23 protein-coding genes and 1 riboswitch are annotated in these 21,994 nt (G+C 73.4%); of the genes, 13 read left to right on the top strand and 10 right to left on the bottom strand.

Annotated features, from left to right (window positions below):
* Positions 1-77: 77 nt before the first annotated feature.
* Positions 78-1,073, top strand: a complete 996-nt coding sequence (locus ACZ8ZB_RS09420) for a 2-hydroxyacid dehydrogenase (RefSeq protein WP_470737244.1) — start codon at positions 78-80, stop codon at positions 1,071-1,073.
* Here the strand turns inward: ACZ8ZB_RS09420 and ACZ8ZB_RS09415 are convergent.
* Positions 1,025-2,941, bottom strand: a complete 1,917-nt coding sequence (locus ACZ8ZB_RS09415) for an anthranilate synthase family protein (protein ID WP_470737243.1) — start codon at positions 2,939-2,941, stop codon at positions 1,025-1,027. The two genes, ACZ8ZB_RS09420 and ACZ8ZB_RS09415, sit on opposite strands and share 49 nt — an antisense overlap.
* A 107-nt stretch (positions 2,942-3,048) precedes the next feature.
* Complete coding sequence (locus tag ACZ8ZB_RS09410; protein ID WP_470741450.1) at positions 3,049-3,105, bottom strand: trp operon leader peptide; 57 nt, start codon at positions 3,103-3,105, stop codon at positions 3,049-3,051.
* A gap of 96 nt (positions 3,106-3,201) precedes the next feature.
* On the opposite strand from ACZ8ZB_RS09410, the gene ACZ8ZB_RS09405 reads away from it, so the two are divergent.
* Positions 3,202-4,554: a class II 3-deoxy-7-phosphoheptulonate synthase gene (locus ACZ8ZB_RS09405; RefSeq protein WP_470737242.1), complete on the top strand. Its 1,353-nt coding sequence runs from the start codon at positions 3,202-3,204 to the stop codon at positions 4,552-4,554.
* Between the two features lie 144 nt (positions 4,555-4,698).
* Positions 4,699-4,935, top strand: coding sequence for a (2Fe-2S)-binding protein (locus ACZ8ZB_RS09400; protein WP_470737241.1), 237 nt, complete (start codon positions 4,699-4,701; stop codon positions 4,933-4,935).
* Positions 4,936-4,955: 20 nt separating this feature from the next.
* Here ACZ8ZB_RS09400 and bfr read toward each other — a convergent pair whose 3' ends face one another.
* Positions 4,956-5,474, bottom strand: coding sequence for a bacterioferritin (gene bfr / locus ACZ8ZB_RS09395; protein ID WP_470737240.1), 519 nt, complete (start codon positions 5,472-5,474; stop codon positions 4,956-4,958).
* A gap of 185 nt (positions 5,475-5,659) precedes the next feature.
* On the opposite strand from bfr, the gene ACZ8ZB_RS09390 reads away from it, so the two are divergent.
* Complete coding sequence (locus tag ACZ8ZB_RS09390; protein ID WP_470737239.1) at positions 5,660-6,307, top strand: sulfite oxidase-like oxidoreductase; 648 nt, start codon at positions 5,660-5,662, stop codon at positions 6,305-6,307.
* Positions 6,308-6,320: 13 nt separating this feature from the next.
* On the opposite strand, the gene ACZ8ZB_RS09385 is transcribed toward ACZ8ZB_RS09390, so the two are convergent.
* From ACZ8ZB_RS09385 to thiO, 5 genes are all read right to left on the bottom strand, one after another.
* Positions 6,321-7,199, bottom strand: coding sequence for a deoxyribonuclease IV (locus ACZ8ZB_RS09385; RefSeq protein ID WP_470737238.1), 879 nt, complete (start codon positions 7,197-7,199; stop codon positions 6,321-6,323).
* Positions 7,200-7,233: 34 nt separating this feature from the next.
* The gene (gene pknB / locus ACZ8ZB_RS09380) at positions 7,234-9,153 is read right to left on the bottom strand and encodes a Stk1 family PASTA domain-containing Ser/Thr kinase (RefSeq protein WP_470737237.1); all 1,920 of its coding nucleotides are present in this window, start codon (positions 9,151-9,153) and stop codon (positions 7,234-7,236) included.
* 165 nt (positions 9,154-9,318) lie between these two features.
* Positions 9,319-10,113: a thiazole synthase gene (locus ACZ8ZB_RS09375; protein WP_470737236.1), complete on the bottom strand. Its 795-nt coding sequence runs from the start codon at positions 10,111-10,113 to the stop codon at positions 9,319-9,321.
* A gap of 3 nt (positions 10,114-10,116) precedes the next feature.
* Positions 10,117-10,317 (bottom strand): sulfur carrier protein ThiS, encoded by a 201-nt coding sequence (thiS, locus tag ACZ8ZB_RS09370; protein WP_381220224.1) that lies wholly within the window; start codon positions 10,315-10,317, stop codon positions 10,117-10,119.
* The gene (gene thiO, locus ACZ8ZB_RS09365; RefSeq protein WP_470737235.1) at positions 10,314-11,480 is read right to left on the bottom strand and encodes a glycine oxidase ThiO; all 1,167 of its coding nucleotides are present in this window, start codon (positions 11,478-11,480) and stop codon (positions 10,314-10,316) included. The genes thiS and thiO overlap by 4 nt, the downstream gene beginning before the upstream one ends.
* Positions 11,478-11,589: riboswitch (TPP riboswitch) on the bottom strand. (Overlaps the previous gene by 3 nt.)
* 51 nt (positions 11,590-11,640) lie before the next feature.
* Here thiO and ACZ8ZB_RS09360 point away from each other — a divergent pair.
* The 6 genes from ACZ8ZB_RS09360 (at position 11,641) to ACZ8ZB_RS09335 (ending at position 16,580) form a co-directional block, all read left to right on the top strand.
* Positions 11,641-11,982 (top strand): avidin-fold protein, encoded by a 342-nt coding sequence (locus tag ACZ8ZB_RS09360; protein ID WP_470737234.1) that lies wholly within the window; start codon positions 11,641-11,643, stop codon positions 11,980-11,982.
* Between the two features lie 28 nt (positions 11,983-12,010).
* A complete protein-coding gene (locus ACZ8ZB_RS09355; protein WP_470737233.1) occupies positions 12,011-13,252 on the top strand; it encodes an NAD(P)/FAD-dependent oxidoreductase in 1,242 nt (413 codons plus the stop codon).
* Between the two features lie 77 nt (positions 13,253-13,329).
* Complete coding sequence (locus ACZ8ZB_RS09350; RefSeq protein ID WP_470737232.1) at positions 13,330-13,695, top strand: Rv2175c family DNA-binding protein; 366 nt, start codon at positions 13,330-13,332, stop codon at positions 13,693-13,695.
* Positions 13,696-13,837: 142 nt separating this feature from the next.
* A complete protein-coding gene (gene thiE / locus ACZ8ZB_RS09345) occupies positions 13,838-14,503 on the top strand; it encodes a thiamine phosphate synthase (protein WP_470737231.1) in 666 nt (221 codons plus the stop codon).
* 107 nt (positions 14,504-14,610) lie between these two features.
* Positions 14,611-15,534: a methylenetetrahydrofolate reductase [NAD(P)H] gene (metF, locus tag ACZ8ZB_RS09340; RefSeq protein WP_470737230.1), complete on the top strand. Its 924-nt coding sequence runs from the start codon at positions 14,611-14,613 to the stop codon at positions 15,532-15,534.
* Between the two features lie 56 nt (positions 15,535-15,590).
* Positions 15,591-16,580: an SCO2102 family sporulation regulator gene (locus tag ACZ8ZB_RS09335; protein ID WP_470737229.1), complete on the top strand. Its 990-nt coding sequence runs from the start codon at positions 15,591-15,593 to the stop codon at positions 16,578-16,580.
* 6 nt (positions 16,581-16,586) lie between these two features.
* Here ACZ8ZB_RS09335 and ACZ8ZB_RS09330 read toward each other — a convergent pair whose 3' ends face one another.
* Together ACZ8ZB_RS09330 and ACZ8ZB_RS09325 are read right to left on the bottom strand one after the other, a co-directional pair.
* Positions 16,587-18,083, bottom strand: a complete 1,497-nt coding sequence (locus ACZ8ZB_RS09330; RefSeq protein ID WP_470737228.1) for a phytoene desaturase family protein — start codon at positions 18,081-18,083, stop codon at positions 16,587-16,589.
* A 401-nt stretch (positions 18,084-18,484) separates the two neighbouring features.
* Complete coding sequence (locus tag ACZ8ZB_RS09325; protein WP_470737227.1) at positions 18,485-19,111, bottom strand: TetR/AcrR family transcriptional regulator; 627 nt, start codon at positions 19,109-19,111, stop codon at positions 18,485-18,487.
* A gap of 325 nt (positions 19,112-19,436) precedes the next feature.
* On the opposite strand from ACZ8ZB_RS09325, the gene ACZ8ZB_RS09320 reads away from it, so the two are divergent.
* From ACZ8ZB_RS09320 to ACZ8ZB_RS09310, 3 genes are all read left to right on the top strand, one after another.
* The gene (locus ACZ8ZB_RS09320; RefSeq protein WP_470737226.1) at positions 19,437-20,039 is read left to right on the top strand and encodes an SAV_6107 family HEPN domain-containing protein; all 603 of its coding nucleotides are present in this window, start codon (positions 19,437-19,439) and stop codon (positions 20,037-20,039) included.
* Between the two features lie 133 nt (positions 20,040-20,172).
* Entirely contained in the window at positions 20,173-20,943 is a 771-nt protein-coding gene (locus ACZ8ZB_RS09315) for a methyltransferase (RefSeq protein WP_470737225.1), read from the top strand.
* Between the two features lie 289 nt (positions 20,944-21,232).
* Positions 21,233-21,634, top strand: coding sequence for a DUF3040 domain-containing protein (locus tag ACZ8ZB_RS09310; RefSeq protein WP_470737224.1), 402 nt, complete (start codon positions 21,233-21,235; stop codon positions 21,632-21,634).
* Positions 21,635-21,994 lie beyond the last annotated feature (360 nt).

Genomic DNA, 21,994 nt, shown 5'->3' with positions numbered 1-21,994 from the left:
CGCCCCCGTGCCTGCCCCGAGCGGCTCAGGGGCACCCGTACATTCGCGCATACGGCGACACAACCCCGGAGGGAACCGTGGAGATCCTGGCGTTCGGAGTGCAGGCCGACGAGAAGCCCCTGGTCGAGCGGGCCTTCGCGGGCCACCACGAGGTGCGCGGCCTCGACGTCTTCCTCAACGCGGACACCGCCCCCATCGCCGCGGGCCACGAGATCATCTCCACCAGCGTCAACTGCGACCTCGGCGCCGAGGTGCTCTCCGGCCTCGCGGCCGGCGGCACCCGGATGGTCGCCCAGCGCTCCACCGGCTTCAACAACATCGACCTGGAGGTCGCCGAACGGCTCGGCATGACGATCGCCCGGGTGTCGTACTACTCGCCCCACTCGGTCGCCGAGTTCGCCTGGACGCTCGCCATGGCCGTCAACCGCCGGGTCGTCCGCGCCTCCACCCGCACCCGCGACTTCGACTTCCGGCTCGACGGGCTGATGGGCCGCGACCTGCACGGCCGCACCGCCGGGATCCTCGGCACCGGGAAGATCGGCGAGGCGTTCGCCCGGATCGCCCACGGCTTCGGCATGCGGCTGCTCGGCTGGGACGTCGCCGAGAACCCCGCCTGCCTGGACCTCGGCATGACCTACGTCCCCAAGGAGCAGCTCCTCGCCGAGTCCGACCTGATCAGCCTGCACGTCCCGCTGCTGCCCGCGACCCGGCACCTCATCGACGCCGACGCCCTGAAGGCGATGCGGGACGACGCGATCCTGGTGAACTCCAGCAGGGGCGGCCTCATCGACACCGCGGCCCTCGTCGCCGAGCTGCGCGAGGGCCGCTTCACGGGCGTCGGCCTGGACGTGTACGAGGCGGAGGCGGGACTGTTCTTCCTCGACAAGTCCCTGCAGGCCGTCGACGACGACACCCTGGCCCGCCTCGTCACGTTCCCGAACGTCCTCGTCACGTCCCACCAGGCGTACTACACCGTGGACGCCGTCGGGCAGATCGTCGAGACCACGGTGAACAACGTCCTCGACTACACCGCCGGCCGCCGCTCGGAGAACGTCCTGGTGCCCCGCAGCTGACCCACCAGCTCCCGGACGACCGCCGCGCCGTTCAGGGTCAGCACCGACTCGGGGTGGAACTGCACCCCGGCGAAGCCCTCCCCGCGCAGCGCGTGCACCTCGCCGTCCGCGGCGCGGCTCACCTCGACGCCGCGCGCGGCCAGCTCCCGCGCGGCGTCCTCGTCGCAGCGCGCCGTGAAGCTGTTGTAGAAGCCGACGGTCTCCGGCCGCCCGAACAGGTCGATCTCCGTCTGCGCCCCCTGGCAGGGCACCTCCTTGCGGACGATCTCCAGGCCCAGCTCGGCCGCGATCAGCTCGTGGCCGAGACAGACCCCGAGGACGCCGTGCCGGTCGACGGTGGTCCCCCCGCGCGAGCGGAGCCGAGCGCGGGGGAGGATCACCTCGGCGGTCAGCGCGCGCAGGAACCGCATCTTCGGGTCGGCCGTGTCGGACGGGTCGCCCGGACCGGGGCCCAGCACCAGCGGCCCCTCGTGCCCGAGCACCGCCTCCCGCAGTCCGGGCTCGTCGTACCGCCGGACGGTCACGTCCAGCCCGGCTGCGCGCAGCACATGGGCGAGCATCGCGGTGAAGGTGTCCTCCCCGTCGACGACCAGGGCGTGCCCGGTCAGCGCGTCCGACCGCTCCTGCATCCGCAGCCAGAACGGCGCCAGACAGGCCCGCCGCCCGTCCAGCGCCGCCCGCACCCGGGGGTCGTCGGCCAGCTTCGGCCCTGCGGACTCCTCGCGCGGGCGCCCGGGACGCACCCCCAGCGCGGCCAGCACCCCGGCCGCCTTGGCGTGGGTCTCCGCGACCTCGCCCGCCGGGTCCGAGCCGCGCACCAGCGTGGCCCCGACCGGCACCCGCAGCCCTCCGGCCGCGTCGATGTCGGCGGTGCGGATGAGGATGGGGGAGTCCAGCGTCTGGGCCCCGCCCTCGTCGCGGCCGACGAGGGCCAGCGCGCCCGCGTAGTAGCGGCGCCCGCCCACCTCGTGCCGTTCGATCACCCGGCAGGCGTTCTGCACCGGCGATCCGGTGACGGTCGCCGCGAACATGGTCTCCTTCAGCACCTCGCGCACGTCCAGCGAGGACCGGCCGCGCAGCTCGTACTCGGTGTGCGCGAGGTGCGCCATCTCCTTGAGCCGGGGTCCGACCACGACCCCGCCCATGTCGCCGACGGTGCACATCATCTTGAGCTCCTCGTCGACGACCATCGACAGCTCCTCGATCTCCTTGCCGTCGGCGAGGAACTCCAACAGGTGCTCCGGGGTCGGCCCCCCGTCCGGATAGCGGTAGGTGCCGCTGATGGGGTTCATCACGACCGTCCCGCCGGACGCCCGGACGTGCACCTCGGGGCTGGCTCCGACCAGCGTCCGGTCCCCGGTGTGGACGACGAACGTCCAGTACGCGCCCCGCTCGCCCTCGAGCAGTCGCCGGAACAGCGCGAGCGCGTCGGCCCGCCCGAACCCGGGGATCTCGCCCTCGTACGTCCTGCGGATCACGAAGTTGGCGCCCTCGCCCCGCCCGATCTCCTCGTCGAGGACCCGCCCGACGATCCGCGCGTACTCCTCGTCGCCGACGTCGAAGCCGCCGCCCTCCACCCGGACGTCGTGCGCGGGGAGCCGGTCGAGGGCCTCGGCGAGCGGGATCTCGTACCGCTCCTCGGGCGTCAGCACCAGCAGCGGGGTGCCGTCGTCGCGGACGTCGAAGCCGCGCTCGCGGATCTGCCGGAAGGGGACCACCGCCAGGCACTCGTCGGGCAGGTCGGCCAGGCGGTCACGGGTGCCGACCGGGCCGACCAGCAGTTCGACCACGTCGTGGGCGTGGCCCGGCGTGCGGCGGCGCAGCAGGGCGAAGGGGCGGTCGTCGTGCGGAAGCTGTGCCAGGTCCATGGTGGGTGTCCCTCGTCTCGTCGCTGTCGTGAGCGTGAGGAACGACCCCGGGAAACACCGAAGGCCGCCCCTCGGGCGGCCTTCGCGAAGTCTGTGCGTACGCGCAGTCAGTGGGCCGCCGGAGAAGCGGGCCACCACCGGTTCTGGGTCGAGTGCGCGAACATGCGACGCACCCTACCCCATGTCCACGGAACGTATTACGTGTCTCACTTTCTGGGCACGGCCCGGGGGCCGCGGAAGCACCCCGTAGGGTTGAGGGCGTGACCGTGAACGCTAAGTCCAGCGCGAACGCTGGCAACACCTGGCGAGACCTTCCCGCGGCGCAGCAGCCCGAGTACCCCGATGCCGAGGCTCTGCGCGATGTGATCGCGGACCTCGAGTCGTATCCGCCGCTCGTCTTCGCGGGCGAGTGCGACCAGCTGCGCGCCCGGATGGCGTCCGTCGCCAAGGGAGAGGCGTTCCTCCTCCAGGGCGGCGACTGCGCCGAGGCCTTCGACGCCGTGTCCGCCGACCACATCCGCAACAAGCTGAAGACGCTGCTCCAGATGGGCGCCGTGCTGACGTACGCCGCGTCCGTGCCGGTGGTGAAGGTCGGGCGGATCGCCGGCCAGTACTCCAAGCCGCGCTCCAAGCCCACCGAGACCCGCGACGGCGTGACGCTGCCCACCTACCGGGGCGACTCCGTCAACGGGTTCGACTTCACCGAAGAGGCCCGGATCCCGGATCCCGAGCGGCTGAAGCGCATGTACCACGCGTCGGCGTCCACGCTGAACCTGGTGCGCGCCTTCACCACCGGCGGTTACGCCGACCTGCGCCAGGTGCACGCCTGGAACCAGGACTTCGTGAAGTCGTCGCCGTCCGGCCAGCGCTACGAGCAGCTCGCCCGGGAGATCGACAACGCGCTGAACTTCATGCGGGCCTGCGGCACCGACCCGGAGGAGTTCAAGACCGTCGAGTTCTTCTCCTCGCACGAGGCGCTGCTGCTCGACTACGAGTCCGCGCTCACCCGCGTCGACTCGCGCACCGGACAGCTCTACGACGTCTCCGCGCACATGGTGTGGATCGGCGAGCGCACCCGGCAGCTGGACCACGCGCACATCGAGTTCGCCTCGAGGATCCGCAACCCGATCGGCATCAAGCTCGGCCCCGCCACCACGGCCGAGGAGGCGCTGCAGTACATCGAGCGCCTCGACCCCGAGCGCGAGCCCGGCCGGCTGACCTTCATCGTCCGGATGGGCGCGGACAAGATCCGCGACAAGCTGCCCGAGCTGGTCGAGAAGGTCACCGCGTCCGGCGCCACCGTGGCCTGGGTGACCGACCCGATGCACGGCAACACCTTCGAGGCGGCCTCCGGCCACAAGACCCGCCGCTTCGACGACGTGCTCGACGAGGTCAAGGGATTCTTCGAGGTCCACAAGGGTCTCGGCACGCACCCGGGCGGCATCCACGTGGAGCTCACCGGCGACGACGTCACCGAGTGCGTGGGCGGCGGCGACGAGATCTTCGTCGACGATCTGCACCAGCGCTACGAGACGGCCTGCGACCCGCGGCTCAACCGCAGCCAGTCGCTCGACCTGGCGTTCCTCGTCGCGGAGATGTACCGCGACCAGTAGCAGGTGGGACCGGACGAGGGGTGGGGCGTGCATCACAGGGGATCGCGCCCCGCCCCTCTTCTGTGCGTTTCGGGCGGCAGGTAAGGTTAGGTTAGCCTCACCGATCAGGGGTCGGGACGGCTCGGCCCAGTACCTTCCCGGGAGGTGAACCGCGTGTTCGTCTGCAGTTGCTTCGGTGTGACCGAGGAACAGGTGAGGAGTCACGCGGACGCCGGAGCGTGCACGCCCCGGCAGATCGCCTCCGCCTGCAAGGCCGGCACCGACTGCGGCGGCTGCGTACGGCGCATCCAGGCGCTGCTCGGCCGCGGTTCCCGTCCGCGCCGGCAGCTCGTCGACCAGGGTGAGCCGCCGTTCACGGCGCAGGTCCCGGAAGCCGCCTAGTCCCGTCCTGCGGGGTCGTCCTAGTGCGTTGAGAAACCGCTCGTCCCCGGACCCGACGAGTCGGGCTGGGACTGCTCGATGACCGTCGACAGGTACAGCGACTCGCCCAGCTTCTCGATCAGGTCCAGCTGGGTGTCCAGGTAGTCGACGTGGTGCTCCTCGTCGGCGAGGATCGCCTCGAAGACGTTGGCCGACGTGATGTCGCCCTTGGTGCGCATGACCTCCACCCCGCGGCGCAGCCGGTCGATCGCCTCGAGCTCGATCTCCCGGTCGGCCTGGAACATCTCGGTCACGGTCTGCCCGACCCGGACGTGGAACAGCCGCTGGTAGTTCGGCAGGCCGTCGAGCAGCAGGATGCGGTCGGTGAGCACCTCGGCGTGCCGCATCTCGTCGAAGGACTCGGCACGCGTGTACGCGGCGAGTCTCGTCCAGCCCTTGTGGTCCTGCAGCTTCGAGTGCAGGAAGTACTGGTTGATCGCCGTGAGCTCGGCGGTCAGCTGTTCGTTCAGGAATTCGATGACCTCGGGGTCGCCCTGCATCGCGTGGGCTCCTTCCGCGCGGGGGGAACTGGCGGGTTGGAGCGCATGATTCCACCGGCCGGGAGGATCGTCCAGTAAGTCTTCACTTAGTAAGTAAGTGAGTATTTATTAGCGTATGTACTTCTTTGACCGAATCTGACGGGCCCGGTTCAGGGGCATCGCCACCGGTCTGTCAGGATGGAGACATGGGTCAGCCGGCGGAACGCGAATCGGGGGAGCGCGCATCAGCAGGAGCGGCGCGGTTCGAGCTCCCGCCGGGGCAGCGACTGCAGAAGGGGTGGCCGGTCACGCACTACGGACCGGTCCCCAAGTTCCGGCCCGAGCGCTGGGAGTTCCGGGTCTTCGGCGCCACCGCCGACGGTGAGAAGCACCGCTGGAACCACGAGGAGTTCACGGCCCTGCCGTACACCACCGTCGAGGCCGACCTGCACTGCGTCACCAAGTTCAGCATGGTCGGCGCCGAGTGGGGCGGGATCCCGGCACGCACCGTCGTGGACCTCGCCCCGCCCGCGCCGGACGTCACCCATGTGATGGTCTGGGCGGAGTACGGATTCAGTTCCAACCTTCGGCTGGCCGACTTCACCTCCGAGCGCGCCCTCTTCGCCACCCACAAGGACGGCGAGCTGCTCACCGCCGAGCACGGCTTCCCGCTGCGGCTGATCGTCCCCCACCTCTACGCCTGGAAGGGCCCCAAATGGGTGCGCGGCGTGGAGTACATGACCGCCGACCGCCGGGGCTTCTGGGAGGAGCGCGGCTACCACAACGTCGGCGACCCCTGGAAGGAGCAGCGCTACTCCTACCAGGAGGAGCCCGGGGAGGGCCCCGAGCTCTGACCGCCCCGCGGTGTCACGAGCCCCGCAGCTTCTTCAGCCGCTCCACGTCCGCGGCGTGCCCCTCCCTGCCGCCGGGCGTCTCGAGGACCAGCGGTACGCCCTCGGTCGCCGGGTGCGTCATCAGCGCCCGGAACGGCTCCTCGCCGATGTGCCCCGCGCCGATGTTCGCGTGCCGGTCCTTGTGGGCGCCTACCACGTCCATGGAGTCATTGGCGTGGATCAGCTTCAGCCGGCCCTCGCCCACCGTGTCCACCAGCAGGTCCAGCGTCTGGTGCATACCGTCGGGCCCGGTCAGGTCGTGGCCGGCCGCGAAGATGTGGCAGGTGTCCAGGCAGACGCCCAGCTTCGGATGGGCGTCCAGCGCCTCGAAGTACGGCCCGAAGTCCCAGGTCCGTGAGCACAGCGAGGAACCCTGTCCCGCCGTCGACTCCAGCAGCAGGAACGGGTCGTCGTCACGGGTGAGCTCGTCGAGCAGCGGCAGCATGTGCTCCCGCACCTGCTTCAGCGCCACCGGCCGCTCCCGCCCGCCGGTCGCGCTGCCCGTGTGCACCACCACGCCCAGCGCGCCGATCTCCCGGCCGCGCCGCAGCGAGTGCCGCAGCGACTCCACGGACCGTTCGACGGTCGCCTCGGTGTGGGAGCCGAAGTTGATCAGGTACGGGGCGTGTACGTACGCCGGGATCGACCGGTCCGCGCAGGCCGCGCGGAACGCCTCGTCCTGCTTCGGATTGCCGGCCGGAGTGGCCCAGCCGCGCGGATTGGCGACGAAGACCTGCACGGTCTCGGCGCCCAGCTCACGGGCGTAGGACAGACCGACGGAGTGCAGGCCGCCGGCCACGGGCACATGGCCGCCGACCGGGTTGCGGGCGGGGCCGGACAGGTGACTCTTCACCCGTCAAGGGTGCCACGCGCGCCGGCCCCGTCCGTCAGCGGATCTCAAGGGTGATCGTCGAGCCCTTGGGCGCGGTGTCCCCGCCCTCCACGGACTGGCCCCTGACGGTGTCGCCGAACAGTCCGAGCAGTCCGCGGTCCTCGTCCACGTCGAACCCGGCGTCCTTCAGCTTCTCCTCGGCCTCGTCCACGCTGTCACCGGTCACGTCCGGCACCTCGACCATCTCCGGGCCCTTGGACAGGGTCAGCGTCACGGTGTCGCCCTCGGTGGCCTGCCGTCCCGCGCCCGGGGTCTGCCGGGCCACCCGGCCGGCGTCGTGCCCGGAGTTGACCCGCCCGGCGGCGATCCTCACCTTGAGACCGGCCTCCTCCAGCTCCGCGCGGGCGTCCTCCGCGTCGTCACCGGTCACGTCCGGCACGTCCACCGGGCTGCCCTTGCTCACGGTCAGCGCCACGGCGGAGCCCGCGCGGACCTCGGTGCCCTTGCCCGGCTTCGTGGAGATCACCGAGCCCCGGGCCACGGTCCCGCTGAACTCCCGGGTCACCATGCCCGGCTCCAGGCCGTCGTCCTCGAGCAGGTCCCGCGCCTTGTCCAGCGGGTAGCCGTCGAGGTCGGGCACCCGCACGGTCTGCGGGCCCTTGGAGAGGGTCAGCGACACCGAGTCGTCGCCGCGGATGCGGGTGCCCGTCCGCGGGTCGGTGCTGATCACCGTGCCCCGCTCCACGGTGTCGCTGTACGCCTCCTCCACCCGGCCGGTGTCCAGCCCGGCGTCCGCCAGCCGCTCCCGGGCCTCCTGCTCGGTCTTCCCCAGCAGCGGAGGGACCTTGGTGAACTGGCCGGAGTTGATGTACCAGACGCCCGCGCCGGTCCCGAGGACCAGCAGCACGGCCACGACGATCGCCATCGGCCCGCGCCGCAGCGTCGTCCGGCGCCGGGGCGGCGGCGGGGACCGGAACCGGCTGGTGCGGTGCACGGGGTCCGCGGCCCGGTCCTCGTCGACGGGCAGCGGGCGGGGGACGGCCAGGGAGCGCGGGATGACGCTCGTACGGTCCTCGGCGTTGTCGTGCTCCGACGCCAGCGCCTGCGGCGGCACCGCGTCGAACTGCTCGTCGGTGAGCCGGCCGCGCCCCGCGCGGACCTGCGCGAGCAGCGCCACCGCGTCGTGCGGACGGACCTCGGGGTTGCGCGCGGTCGCCGACGCGACCAGCTCGTCCAGCTCGTACGCCAGGCCGGGCACGGCGGCCGACGGGGCCGGCACGTCGTCGTGCAGGTGCTTGTAGAGCACGATCGCGGGGGAGTCGCCGTCGTACGGCTTCTCGCCGGTCAACATCTCGTACAGCAGGATGCCGCAGGCGTAGACGTCCACACGGGGGTCGGCGGTGCCGTTCTCGATCTGCTCCGGGGCCAGGTACGAGACCGTGCCCAGGACGGTGCCCGTGGTGTTCGTCACCGAGTCCACGGCGCGGACCAGCCCGAAGTCGGCGACCTTGACCCGGCCGTCGTCCCCTATCAGCACGTTCTCGGGCTTCATGTCACGGTGCACGAACCCGGCCCGGTGCGCGGCGCCGAGCGCGGCCAGCACCGGCTCCAGGATGTCCAGCGCGGCGCGCGGCTGGAGCGCCCCGCGTTCGCGCAGCACGTCGCGCAGGGTGCAGCCGGCGATGTACTCCATCGCCAGATAGACGTACGCCCCGTCGGTGCCCTGGTCGAAGACCTGCACCACGTTCGGGTGGGCCAGCCGGGCGACCGACTTCGCCTCGCGGATGAACCGCTCGACGAACGAGCCGTCGGCCGCGAGGGAGGGGTGCATCACCTTGAGCGCGAGGACGCGGTCCAGGCGGGTGTCCACGGCCCGGTAGACCGTGGCCATCCCGCCGACCGCGATCCGCGCCTCGACGCGATACCGGCCGTCGAGCACCTGCCCGACCAGAGGGTCCTGAAGGGTCGTGTCCACGCCCCGAGTCTACGAGTCCCCACCGACACCCCCGCCCCGATCACCGTCCGTTGCAGCGGACCTGTGACGTGCGCACCGCGTGACCGCGCACAGTCATGCCTCCCCCGGCGCCCCGCGGGCGCCGGGCGGCGTGACCCGCCCGGTCCGGCCCACGCCTCCTCACCGTCAGAACGCGGGCCGCTCGGGATCCAGCACGGCCATGCCCTCCGTGGGGGACGACGCCTCGGCGAACCACCGCCGGGGAATCCGCCCCGCCAGCCGCGCCAGCCGCCCCGCCTCCACCGCGCGCCGCATCGCGGAAGCCATGAGCACCGGCTCCTGCGCCCGGGTGACCGCCGACGCCAGCATCACCCCCGCGCACCCCAGCTCCATCGCCAGCGCCGCGTCCGACGCGGTACCCGCCCCGGCGTCCAGGATCACCGGCACACCGGCCCGCTCCACGATCAACTCGAAGTTGTGCGGATTGCGGATCCCCAGCCCCGACCCGATCGGCGACCCCAGCGGCATGATCGCCGCACACCCGGCCTCCTCCAGTTTCCGCGCCAGCACCGGGTCGTCGTTCGTGTACGGAAGCACCGTGAACCCGTCGTCGACCAGCGTCTCCGCCGCGTCCAGCAGCTCGACCGGGTCCGGCAGCAGCGTCCGCTCGTCGGCGATGACCTCCAGCTTGACCAGGTCCGTGCCGAGCGCCTCCCGCGCGAGACGTGCGGTGAGCACGGCCTCCCCGGCGGTGAAGCACCCCGCCGTGTTCGGCAGCACCCGGATGCCCAGCTTCTCCAGCACCGACAGCACGGACCCGTGCACCGAGGGGTCCACCCGCCGCATCGCGACGGTCGTCAGCTCCGTCCCGGACGCCACCAGCGCCCGCTCCAGCACATCGAGGCTCGGCGCCCCGCCGGTGCCCATGATCAGGCGGGACGTGAAGGACGTACCGCCGAGGAGGAACGGATCGTCGGCCATGGGTCAGCCTCCCTGGACGGCGGTCAGGACTTCCACGCGGTCCCCCTCGCTGAGGGGCGTGGCGGGCCACTGCGCGCGCGGGACGACGGTTTCGTTGAGGGCGGCGGCCACCCCCGAGGGCGCCTCGGTGAGCGACTTCACGACGAGGTCGAGAGCCGTGCCGGGCGCGAACTCCCGGCGCTCCCCGTTGACCGAGATGTTCATGCGGGCTGCTCCGTGCGGACGGCGGCGCCGAAGCGCCGCGGGGTGAAGGGGCGGGCCACCTCCGGCAGGGCGCCGGTGGTCAGGACCTCCGCCATGGCGTCGCCGGTGACCGGCGTCAGCAGGACACCGTTGCGGTAGTGGCCGGTGGCGAGCAGCAGCCCTTCGAGCTCCGTCGGGCCGAGCAGCGGCGCGTTGTCGGGGGAGCCGGGGCGCAGTCCCGCCAGGGTCTCGGTCAGCGGCAGCTCGGTGATGCCGGGGACCAGCTCATGGGCGTCGCGCAGCAGCTCGTACACGCCGCCCGCGGTCACGGTGGTGTCCCAGCCCATCTCCTCGCTGGTCGCCCCGATCACCAGCTCGCCGTTCTCGCGCGGCACCAGGTAGACGTGGCTGCCGCGCACCACGGCCCGCACGGTCCGGCTCAGGAAGGGACCGTGGCGCGCGGGCATGGTCAGCCGCACCACCTGCCCCTTCACGGGACGCACGGGCGGCAGCACGTCCGCCGGGACGCCCGCGAGCCGCCCGCTGAGGCTGCCCGCGGCGAGCACCACCTGCCCGGCGCCGAGTCCGTCGCCGTCGGCCGTGACGACGCCCGTCGCGCGGCCTCCCGCGACGACGAGCCGCTCGGCCCGCGCGCGGTGGACGGTCACGCCCGCGCGCTCACAGGCGGTGACCAGCGCGGCCGCCAGCCGCCGCGGGTCGATCTGGTGGTCGCCGTCCACCCGCAGGCCGCCGCGCACGCCCGGCGCGAGCATCGGCTCCAGGCGCCGGCAGTCCCGCCCGGACAGCCACTGCGAGTCCAGCCCCGACCGCTGCTGCAGGGCGTGCAGCTCCCGCAGGTGGGCGCGGTCGTCGGCGTCCAGCGCCACGGCGAGCGTGCCGCACGCGCGGTAGCCGAGGTCGTGGCCGGTCAGCTCGGTCAGCTCGGCCGCGAAGTCGGGGTAGCGCCGCGCGGAGGCGAGGTTCAGACCGAGCAGGGTCTCCTCGCCGTAGTGCAGTTCCGTGACGGCGGCCAGCATCCCGGCGGCCACCCGCGCGGCGCCGCCGCCCGGCTCGGGGTCCACCACGGCCGTGCCGAGACCGCGCTGCGCGGCCCGCCAGGCCGTCACCAGTCCGATGAGCCCGCCCCCGACGACGAGGACGTCCGAGGTGCGCGTGGGTGACATGGGCGTCCTGCCCCTCCCTTCGCCGGCATGACCCGGATCAGGTTCGTACGGTCGGAGGCCGCCAGCCTCCCTCTCAGCCCGGTGCGTCCGGGCTCCCGCGAGTGCTTGTACGTTGGCCACCCTAGCCCCCGGCGCATCGCACTCGTAAGGGAGCCCCACCGTGGCCCGCTCGCTCGACGGACTCGTCCTCGCCCCCGTGGCCGACCAGGCCCCCGGCCAGGTCGGCACCCGCACCCGCTTCGTCTACCACGAGCGGGCCGGCGAGATCTGGGCCGAGTACGAGGGCGGCGACGTGGTGCGCGGGCACCTGGTGGGCACCCGCGCGGGGGACCGGCTGGACTTCCGGTACGTGCAGCTGAAGCGGGACGGCACCACCTCCTCGGGGCACTGCGTGTCGACGGTCGTGGAGCTGCCCGACGGACGGGTGCGGCTGGAGGAGAGCTGGGAGTGGGAGTCGCAGCCGGGCGGCGGGACGAGCGTGGTGGAGCAGCTGGACCGGTGATGCCGGGCCAGGTGTCTAAGGTGATCGGGTGAGCGAGCAGACGCAGGGACCGGGACGGTCCGAGCCGCGGCGGGTGGTGGTGGCGGGCGCGGGCATGGCCGGCGTGCAGACCGCCCTCGCCCTGCGGGAGCAGGGTTTCACCGGCACCGTGATCCTGATCGGTGCGGAACCCCACCAGCCGTACGACAGGCCGCCGTTGTCCAAGGCGGTGCTGCTCGGCAAGGCCGAGGGCTCCGCCTTCGACGTCGACTTCGAGGACGCCGGCGTCGAGCTGCGGCTCGGCTGCGAGGTGCTCGGCCTGCGCCCCGCCGACCACGAACTGGACACGGAGGCCGGGCCCGTCCCGTACGACGTCCTGGTGGTCGCCACCGGTGCGGAACCGGTCCGGCTGCCGGGCGCGGAGGGCGTCCCGGGCGTCCACCTGCTGCGCACCCTGGACGACGCCGCGCGACTGCGGCCGGTGCTCGCGCGGCGGCACGACGTCGTGGTGGTCGGCGCCGGCTGGATCGGCGCGGAGTTCGCCACGGCGGCCCGCGAGGCGGGCTGCGCGGTCACCGTGGTGGAGGCCGAGGAGCGGCCGCTCGTCGGGGTGCTGCCGGCCGAGGTGGCCGCCCCGATGGCGGCCTGGTACGCCGAGGCGGGCGTCACGCTGCGCACGCGTACGCGCGTGGAGCGCGTCGAACCCGGCGCCGTGGTCCTGGACGACGGCGCGCGGCTGCCCGCGGGCGCCGTGGTCGTCGGCATCGGGGCCCGGCCCGCCACCGCCTGGCTGGCGGGCTCCGGGATCGAGCTCGGGGCGCACGGGGAGGTCGTCGCCGACCGCCGTCTGGCGACCTCCCTGCCGGACGTGTACGCGGTCGGCGACTGCGCGTCCTTCCCGTCCGGGCGCTACGGCGAGCGTCTGCTGGTCCACCACTGGGACAACGCCCTCCAGGGGCCGCGCACGGTCGCCGAGAACATCCTCGGCGCGTCCACCGGCCGGAAACCGGCGGTCTACGACCCGGTGCCGTACTTCTGGTCCGAGCAGTTCGGGCGCTTCGTGCAGTACGCGGGGCATCACGCGGACGCCGACCGGATGGTGTGGCGCGGGGACCCCGCCGAGGCGGCGTGGAGCGTCTGCTGGCTGCGGGGGTCCCGCCCGGTCGCGCTGCTCGCGGTGGGGCGGCCCCGGGACCTGGCGCAGGGGCGCAGGCTGATCGAGGCGGGCACGGCGATGGACGCGGAGCTGCTGGCGGACCCGGCGCGGCCCCTGAAGTCGGCGACGGCGTGACGTTCCCGGTCCGGCGCGTCCGCCCGGGCGGGCGGGGCTGACTTCCGACTGTCAGTGGCAGATGGCACGCTTGTCCCGTGACCGAGATTGACGCAAAGATCGATGCTCTCGTCCCCGCCTGGCTCACCCTCCCCGACATCGCCGAGATGCTCGGTGTCGAGGTGACGCGCGTCCGGCAGCTGGTCAAGGAGGGCCAGCTCATCGCCGTACGCCGGGGGGAGAACCGCGCGCTGCACGTGCCCGCCGCCTTCATCGACGGGGACAAGGTCGTCAAGGGGCTGACCGGGACCCTGACGCTCCTGCGGGACGACGGCTTCACGGTCGAGGAGATGCTGGAATGGCTCTTCACCCCTGACCCCACCCTGCCGGGCACGCCCGCGCAGGCGCTCAGCGAGAACCGCGGCACGGAGGTGAAGCGCCGGGCCCAGGCACTCGCGGTCTGACCGGACCCGACCGTCCACCCACCCGAACACCACCGGCCGGGGCACGGGCCCCGGCCCGGGGGCACCCGAGCCGGCGGCATAGGGTCCCCTGCGGCGGGCCCGCCGGGCCCGTACGCCGCCGACACCCCGGGGGGACCCTCGCATGACCGTCACCGCTCGCGCCCGGCTCGCCGACGCCCTGCTCTACCTGTGCACCGACGCCCGCACGCGGCAGGGCGATCTCCCGGAGTTCCTGGACGCGGTCCTGGCCGGCGGGGTCGACGTCGTGCAGCTGCGGGACAAGGGCATGGAGGCCGGCGAGGAGCTGGAGCACCTGGCGGTCCTCGCCGACGCCTGCGCCCGGCACGGCAAGCTGCTCGCGGTCAACGACCGCGCGGACGTCGCCCACGCCGCCGGCGCCGACGTCCTCCACCTCGGCCAGGGCGACCTCCCCGTCCCCGCCGCCCGCGCCATCCTCGGCGACGACATCCTGATCGGCCGCTCCACCCACGCCGGGTCCGAGGCCGCCGCGGCGGCCGTCCAGCCCGGCGTGGACTACTTCTGCACCGGCCCCTGCTGGCCCACCCCCACCAAGCCCGGCCGCCCCGCGCCCGGCCTCGACCTGGTCCGTCACACGGCCGCCCTCGGCACCGACCGACCCTGGTTCGCCATCGGCGGCATCGACCTCGGCAACCTCGACGAGGTGCTGGACGCCGGCGCCCGCCGGGTCGTCGTCGTACGGGCCCTCACCGAGGCGGACGACCCGGGCGCGGCGGCGGCCGAGTTCGCGAAGCGGCTGCGGCAGGCGGCGCTCGCGGACGCCGGATGACCCCCGCCCGTCTCAGGTTTGTCCAAGGGGTGGACAACAAGTCGGCATTCCAGACAAATATCCCCCATCCGGTTGGGGGAGCGCCTCCCCCTGGCTAACCTGCCGGTATGGCCCTCGGAACCGCATCCACCAGGACTGATCGCGCGCGCACCGTGCGTGACATGCTCGCCACCGGCAAGACGACGTTCTCGTTCGAGTTCTCGGCGCCGAAGACCCCCAAGGGCGAGCGGAACCTGTGGAGCGCGCTGCGCAGGGTCGAGGCGGTCGCGCCGGACTTCGTCTCCGTGACCTACGGCGCGGGCGGCTCCACGCGCGCCGGCACGGTCAAGGAGACCCAGCAGATCGTCGCCGACACCACCCTCACCCCGGTCGCCCACCTCACCGCGGTCGACCACTCCGTCGCCGAGCTGCGCAACATCATCGGCCAGTACGCCGACGCCGGGATCCGCAACATGCTCGCCGTGCGCGGCGACCCGCCCGGCGACCCGATGGGCGACTGGGTGCCGCACCCGCAAGGGCTGACCTACGCCGCCGAACTCGTCCGGCTCATCAAGGAGTCGGGCGACTTCTGCGTCGGCGTCGCCGCCTTCCCGGAGATGCACCCGCGGTCAGCCGACTGGGACACCGACGTCGCCCGCTTCGTCGACAAGTGCCGGGCCGGCGCGGACTACGCGATCACCCAGATGTTCTTCCGGCCCGAGTCCTATCTGCGGCTGCGTGACCGAGTCCACGCGGCGGGCTGCGCGACCCCGGTGATCCCCGAGGTCATGCCGGTGACCAGCGTGAAGATGCTGGAGAGGTTGCCGAGGCTCAGTAACGCCGTGTTCCCGGAGGCCCTCAAAGAGCGGATCCTCGCAGCGAAGGACGATCCGGCGGCGGTACGCTCCATCGGTATCGAGTTCGCCACGGAGTTCTGTGCCCGGCTGCTGGCCGAGGGAGTGCCCGGACTGCACTTCATCACGCTCAACAACTCCACGGCGACTCTGGAAATCTACGAGAACCTGGGCCTGCACCACCCGCCGCGGGCCTAGACCGGTCGCACTGATATACGACACACTGAGTAGCGACCACTGGGAGAGGGGCGTACATGGGCTGGACGGTCCTCTACATCGCGTTCGGCGGCGTCGCGCTGTGGTTGCTCGGTGAGGTGCTGCTGCAGTACAAGGCGCGCCTGCGCTGGCGGCTGCTCGCCTTCACCGGCTTCCTCGGGGTCGTGCTCGGTGTGCTGATCCCGTCGGTGATCGTCATCGGGCTGGGCGCCGCCGCCTTCGCGGTCGGCCAGACCTACGTGACGCTGTCCTTCCGCCGCGGCTTCGCGGCCGGCTGGGCGGTCAACGCGCCGGTGCTGGCAGCCGCCAAGGGCCGCCGCGGCGACCGCGAACGCCGGGAGCCGACCCCGGAGGTCCCCGACCCGGAGGCGTCCGGCGCCGGTCACGGCGACGAGGGCGACGACCACCGCGACCACCGCGACCACCGCGACCGGACCGACCGGACCGACCGGACCGACCGGACCGACCAGCACACGGACGACGACTACGACCGCGACGACGTGTTCACCCCCGCCGCCCGTTCCGGCCAGCCGGCGGCAGCCGAGACCACCGCCGTCTACGAGCCGCAGCCCATGCCCGACGACACCGGCTCCTACGGGGTCTACGGCGACACCGGGTACGCGGCCCCGTCCCAGGACCAGTACGCGGCGGCCGCCCAGAGCGCCGACCCGAACCACGCCTACGACTACTCCGGTTACGGCCAGCAGCAGGGCTACGACACCACGGGCCAGCAGTACGCGGCCTATTCCGACCCGTACATCGGCAACTCGGCCTACGGGAACACCTCGTACGACACCGGTTACGCCGACCCCCAGCAGTACCCCCAGCAGGGTTACGGCCAGGAGCCGTACGCCCAGCAGGGCTACGGCGGCGAGACCCCGGCCGGCGGCCTGTGGGTCCCGCAGCAGCGCAGCACCGACGACGCGTACGGCGGTGAACTCCCGCCCGAGCAGCCGCAGTACCCGTACCAGGGCGACGGACAGACGCACGGCGGCGGCACCGGCTACGACGAGCAGTACCGCTACTGAGCGCGCTCACTGCGACCCGCGGAACTCCGGCCCCTCCACGATCAGTCCGGCCGCCAGCGCCCCCGACATCCCGGCGTGCGGGAGTCCGCCGCCGGGATGGGACCAGCCCCCGGCCGTGAACAGCCCCGTCAGGCCGGTGGTGTTGGCCGGGTGCAGCAGCCGCCCGCCCGCCGCGGCCAGCGCCGGCGCCGGCACCGCGCCGCCCTCCGCGCCGGTCTCCGCGGCGACGTCGGCCGGGGTGCGCACCTCGTGCCACAGCAACCGGTCGCGCAGGCCGGGTACCGCGCGCTCGGCGACGGCGATCAGATTCCCGGCGTGCGCCTCCCGCGCCCCCTCGGCCCCGGCGGGCACCACCGACGTCACCGTGACCGCCTCGTGGCCGGCGTCCGGCACCAGCGCCGGGTCGTCCGGCCGCAGCACCGTGACCGTGGGCCGCGCGGGCAGGCCCCCGGGCGCACCGGACAGCGACTCCAGTTCGGCCTCCCGGTCCTCCGCGTGCACGACCGTACGGTGCGCGGTCCCCTCCGGACGCCCGCCCCGCAGCGCCAGCGCCACCGTCACCCGGCTCGCCGTCCCCCGCCGGCCCGGGACCTCGTCGTCACCGCGCACCCGCGTCCCCCGGCTCAGCCGCTCCAGCACCCCGGGGGCCACCCCGGCGACCACGAGGTCCGCCTCCACCACCGAGCCGCCGGCGAGTTCCAGCCCCGCCGCCCGGCCGCCCTCCTGCCTCACCCCGGCCACCTCCGCGCCGAAGTGGAACTCCACCCGGCGGGCCACGCACCGCTCGTACACCGCCCGCGCCAGCTCCCGCAGACCGCCCCGCACGTACCACATGCCGAAGGCGTGCTCCATGTACGGCAGCACCGCCGCGCTCGCGGGGGTGGCGCGGGGATCGAGGCCGTACGCCAGCGCATGGCCCTCCAGCAGTGCGATCAGCCGGGGGTCGCGCAGCTCCCACGCGCCGACCTCCGCGAGCGTGCCCGCCGTACGCGTGCGCAGGAACTTCCTGTGGGGGACCGCCGGATACGGCTCGCGTTCGGCCAGGACCTGCCAGTTGGGCCACAGCGGCTCCTCCAGCAGCGGCCGGCGCGACCGGTCCCAGGCCTCCCGCGCCCGCACCAGGAAGTCCCCCCAGCGCCTGGCCGCGTCCGCTCCGAGGCTCTCCTCCAGTGCGGAGACGACGCCCGCGCGGGAGGCGTTCGGCAGCGACACGCGCGTGCCGTCCGCGAACACGTGGTGCGAGGACGGGTCGACCTGGACCAGCTCGACACACGCCTCCAGCGGCTCCTTGCCGGTCTTCACGAACAGATCCCGGTAGACCGCCGGCAACGGGAGCAGCCCGGGGCCGGTGTCGAAGGCGAACCCGTCCCGCTCGAGACGGCGCAGCGCACCGCCGTACGTCTCCGTCCGCTCGTACACCGCCACCCGGTGGCCCGCGACGGCCAGCCGGGCGGCGGCCGCCATCGCGCCCATCCCGGCGCCGATCACCGCAATCCGTGCCATGCCAGGGACTTTATCCGCCGCCGGCGGCCCGTCCCCGGGCACCCGCGCCCCGGCCGGCGGTACCGGGCCGCGGGGGCGCGTGCGCGGCCCTGAGTACCCGTACCTAGCCGCCGAGTTGAGTACGCGCGCGGATGGGGGCCGGCCCGCGGGAACGAGAGAGTGGAGACCACGGAGAGGGGCCCGGTCCCGGAACCGGCGGCACGGGGCGCCGGAACGGTGCCGGCCCGCGATCCGCTCCTTCCGCCGGCGCCGCCGGTGGGAGCGAGGCACGGGGGAACCCGGGGGACGACCGCACGGGGGTTCCACGGGGGGACGTACGGGGGAGCGAGGAAGGCGCCGGTCCGACGGTGGCCCGCGGGGGACGCGGCCACCCCGGGCCGGCGCCTTCGTCCGTCGGGGACTCAGCGGCGGCCGCTGACCCGCCCCTGCAGCAGCCGCGACAGGGCGGAGTGCACGTCGTCCAGGGAGCGCTCCGGCTGAAAGGACTTCCAGTCCAGCGCGGCCACCAGCACCATGCCGACCAGCGCCGCCGCCGTCAGCGGGACGTCGATCTCCTCGCTGAACTCGCCGTTCGCCACGCCCTCGCGCAGCACGCCCTCGACCACCGCCACCGCCTGCTGCCGTACCACCATCAGCGTGGACTGCCAGGCCCGGTTGGTGCGCCACAGTTCGGCCACGTACAGCTGGGTGAAGGCCGGGTAGCGGTCGATGAAGACGAGCCCCGCGCGGACCATCGCGTCCAGGGCGTCGACCTTGCCGCCGCCCTCCCCGGCCGTCCGCTCGGCCGCCTCCCGCAGCGAGGCGGTCAGCAGACCGACCCCGTGCCGCAGCAACTCCTCGAAGAGGACCGACTTGCTCGCGAAGTTGTAGTAGACCGTGCCCTTCGCGACTCCCGCCCGCTCGGCGATCTCGTCCACGGTGGTGGCGGAGAAGCCTTGTTCGGCGATGAGGGTGACGGCCGCCTCGTAGAGCTTCTGCCGGGTGGCCTCGCGGCGGGCACTGCCGCCCGGCGTGGTGCTGCGTTCCATGGCCCTGATTGTCACAGGAACGCCGGTCCGTCCGTTCACGGGTCGGCTCACGGACTCGGCTCGGGGCGCAGCCGGCCCGGGGCCGCCCGTGACGAGCCGCCGCAGCGCCTCGACGGGAGCCCTCCCGGACGGTGACGGCGAGTCCGGGCGGGCCGTCCGCCACGTCCTCCTGCTGTGAACCGACCGGTCGGCACAGAAACTGGCGCGAACGGCCGAGCGCAGCAAAAACCCAGGTCAGAACGGATTGTCAGTGCCATACCTCACGATGTGCACATACGGCACCTCTCCGTAGGGGTGGCGTCACCAAGACGACAGGAGGTTCGTCATGGCCCACTCGTCCGCAGCCGCCGCCCGTCGGCGCCGCGCCACCGGCCCTGCCCCCTCACTGAACGGCCCGGCGGGCGACATCCACCCCGTGCTGCGCCGCGCCACGGCCCCGCCCGCCGCCCTCGACCTGCTCGCCCAGGCCCGCGCCGGTCTCGACGAGGCCACCGTCCTCGACACCCCCAACGAGCGCTACGCGACGGCTCACCTCGCCGCCCTGCGCACCGCCGCCGCCGTGCTCGCCGCCCGCGGTCGACCCGAGGCCTCGCCCCGGGCCCGGGCCCGGATACGGAGCGCCTGGGACGTGCTCCCCGAGGTCGCGCCCGAGCTCACCGAGTGGAGCGCTCTGTTCGCCTCCGGGGCCCGGCGCCGCGCACGGGCCGAAGCCGGCATCCGGGGCGCGGCGAGCGACCGGGACGCCGACGACCTGATACGCGACGTGGCGATGTTCCTCCGTCTGGTCGAACGCATGCTGGCCCTCCAGCCGGTCCTGCCCCACCAGGGCCGCGGGGAACCGCGCGGACGGGGGCCCGGGGGCGAAACCCCCGGGGACGACGGGACGAGAAGGGGCGACGGGGGCGGAACACCTCGCCCGGCACCGTGAGAGCGCGGACAGGTGCCCGGCCACCACGGCACAGGCCATAGGGTGGACAGCGCCTGAAGCCCTGCCCGCCAGGGGAGGGAGCCCGATTGCTCCGCCGAGGAAGAGGCGGTGCCGCGCCGAGGAGTCAACTACCGTGTCGGACCCGATGCGGCCCCGTGCCGCCCTCCGTACCGCCGTGGTCTGGGAGGTCCTCCAGGACGCCCTGGAACGCAGGGTCAAGGCGACCGGGCGGCAGGCGCTGGACATCCTCGACACCGGCGGCGGCAGCGGCAACTTCGCGGTGCCCCTGGCCCGGCTCGGTCACCGGGTGACCGTCGTCGACCCCAGCCCCAACGCGCTCTTCGCCCTGGAGCGCCGCGCCGCCGAGGCCGACGTCGCCGACCGGGTCCGGGGCGTCCAGGGCGACGCCCTGGGCCTCTTCGACGTGGCCGAGCGCGGCGGCTACGACGTCGTGCTGTGCCACGGCGTCCTGGAGTACGTCGACGACCCCGCCGAGGGCGTCCGCAACGCGGTGGCTGCCCTGCGCCCCGACGGCGTCCTCAGCCTGCTCGCCGCGGGCCTCGGCGGCGCCGTGCTCGCCCGCGCCCTCGCCGGTCACTTCACGGAGGCCAGGCAGGCGCTCGACGACCCGGACGGCCGATGGGGCGCCGGCGACCCCGTGCCGCGCCGTTTCACCGCCGACCGGCTCACCGCGCTCGTGGAGGACGCGGGCCTGACGGTCGGCGCCGTGCACGGTGTGCGGGTCTTCGCCGACCTCGTCCCCGGTGTGCTCGTCGACACCGAGTCCGGGGCCCTGGACGCGCTGCTGAGGCTGGAGGCCGCGGCGGCCGAACTCGCCGCCTTCCACTCCGTGGCCACGCAACTCCATGTGCTCGGTGAGACGCGGGGGGCCCCGGGGGCCTGAGCGGCTGCGGGGGCGCGTCGCTGATCAGCGACGCGCCCGGTGGCCCCGCTCCGCATGGAGTGCGCCACAGGCCCCCCGAATGGCGGCTTGGCACCGTATGATCGAGGGAGACCGCTCGGCATGACGGGCCGGACGCCGGGGAATGAGAAGCCTCAGCGGGCCGGGACGTGATGGCGGGCACCGGTTGGCCAATTGGCGCAGAGGGGCGGGTTTCACGGGGGCGATTCCCTGCCTATCCTGAAGGGACCCCCCCGGGTCGCCCCGGCGACTGCACGATGAGGAGGACTCCGTGCCGCTCTCGGAGCACGAGCAGCGCATGCTCGAGCAAATGGAGCGAGCGCTGTACGCCGAAGATCCCAAGTTCGCGACGGCGCTCGAGGGAAGCGGGCTGCGTACGTACACCCGGCGACGGGTCTACCAGGCGGTCGCGGGCTTCCTCGTGGGTATTGCGCTCCTCATGGCCGGTATGGTCGCCCAGCAGGTCTGGCTCAGTGTCGTCGGGTTCCTCGTGATGCTGGGCTGCGCGGTCCTCGCGGTGACCGGCTGGCGCAAGGCGCCCAAGCCGGGGGAGCAGGCCGCCGGTGCGACGGGCATGCCGCAGGCGGGACGCCAGGGCAGACAGCGCCGCTCCGTGATGGACCGCATCGAGGAACGCTGGCAGCGCCGCCGCGACGAGCAGGGCGGACACTAGCCTTCCCCGAAGACAAGCCCAGGGGGCGGCCACCGACACGGTGGCCGCCCCCTCATGCATTCCCGCGGACAGCCGCGTCCCCCTCTTCCCGCGGACAGCCGCGCGCCGTCGTTCCGGCGGGCGGCCGCATGCCTCCACTCGCGCGGAGACCCGATGCCCCCGTTCTCACGGAGACCGGCTGCCCTCGTTCCGGCGGTCAGCCGCGCCCCCGTCCCTGCGGACGGCCGCACGCTTTCGTTCCCGCGGGCAAGTCATGCCTCCCCCGTGCCTGAAGGGCCTGGGAGGTACCCCAGGGCGGCACGGGCGGGCGAGGGGGGCCCCGCTCGAGCGAAGCCGAGAACGGGGGAAGGCACCCCACGA

The sequence above is a fragment of the Streptomyces sp. 12E genome, assembly GCF_055633275.1.
Note: the sequence above shows the minus strand (reverse complement) of the source record. Positions and strands in the feature narration are given on the sequence as shown.